The organism is Leisingera sp. F5 (assembly GCF_001593695.1).
The window spans coordinates 1-1,343 of sequence record NZ_LUKH01001027.1 but is presented as its reverse complement, the minus strand read 5'-3'; the positions used below and the strand labels follow the sequence as shown (position 1 = coordinate 1,343).

The window sequence follows — 1,343 nt, the reverse complement described above, 5'->3', positions numbered from 1 at the left end:
CCTCAATCCATACGGGCGTGGCGCCGGCGGAACATGGCTGCACCGGCAACGGCAATGTGTTCAAGCTGAGCCACAAAGATATCTTTAGCCAGGTGCGCGAAGTCGGCGGCGTCACCGGGGCCGTAACCCACAGCTTCTGGTCACAGTTCTTCAACCGCCATCCGTTCGATTATGTCCGTGACATCGAATATGACGAGCCTGACAATACGACCATCAACCACGGCCGGTTCCACACCATGACCGGTTATGGCCATGATAACCAGATGACCCCGTCAGACGTGGATCTGTTCGGCACGCTGACCAACCTGTGTCTGCGCTTTGGTCTGGACTACGGCATTCTGCACACCTGTACACTGGACAGCATGGGGCACCGCTATTTCCACGACTGTCAGGAAATGGATCACGCCTGTTTCGTCATGGACGAAATGTTGGCCCCTTTCATCACGCGCTGGCGCCAACTGGGGTATGAGGTCATCGTGACCGCCGACCACGGCCAGGACGAACGCGGCCATCATGGCGGCCGCGGGCCGCTGCAGCAGGAAACCGCGCTCTATTACTTCGGCGAGGCAGACGGCCCCGACCATGGCGAGGTGATCGACCAGCGCCAGCTGGCTCCCACCATCCTCAGGCGGCTTGGCGCCCCCCTTGCTGACACCATGAAGGCGGAACCATTCCTGAGATAACGCGAATTCGGCGGTTGTGTGCTAGAATAGCCCTCAGCCGCCGTTTTTATTCGTCAGGAACGATTGCCATGAAATCTTTTGCTGCCGCGCTGTGCCTGCTGGCGTCCCCGGTACTGGCCAGCGATGCCTGCCACGACCTTTGGTTCACCAGGAACGCTGTTATCGACCGGGCCGGGTATTGTTTCGGCTCTCCGCTGGGCCGGGCGGTGTTCAACAACGGCGATTGCATAGGAAAATCCGTATCCCTGCCGCCGCATTCTGAACGGATGGTGGCACTGGTCAAGGAAATGGAGGCACGGTTTGGCTGCCGGGTGAACAACAATCAGACCTATCTGGATCTGGACGATCTGTTCCTCAGATACCAGCTGTGGGACTTGCCTGTGCGGGATGAATTCGAAAGCGCCTGCCTGGGCTGGCTGGGTCCGGTGACCGGCCTGCGGGCTGGACACCGCCCGGATGCACCGCTGGTCGGTCAGATCGTTGCCGGGGATTATGTCAGCTATTCGCACATCCCGGTTGGCAGCTGGACCTATGTCACAACCTCCGGCCCGGATTGGCAAGCTACCAGCGGCGGCTGGCTGGATACATCGCTGGTTCAGGAGCAATGCCGCGAGGTTGCCGGCTAGGACGCCTCGTCATCATAGCTCCAGATCCCCTGCC

General features: G+C 60.1%; 2 protein-coding genes. Both read left to right on the top strand.

The genetic code is table 11. The annotated features are described in order from the left end of the window. Nucleotides 1–683, top strand: a 683-nt coding sequence (locus A2I95_RS38530; protein ID WP_291737668.1) for an alkaline phosphatase family protein, incomplete at its 5' end; no start/stop codon positions are given. A gap of 68 nt (nt 684–751) precedes the next feature. Then, nucleotides 752–1,309 carry a DUF4453 domain-containing protein gene (locus A2I95_RS38525; protein ID WP_291737667.1) on the top strand — a complete coding sequence of 186 codons (558 nt, stop codon included), beginning with the start codon at nt 752–754 and terminating at the stop codon, nt 1,307–1,309. Nucleotides 1,310–1,343: the final 34 nt, after the last annotated feature.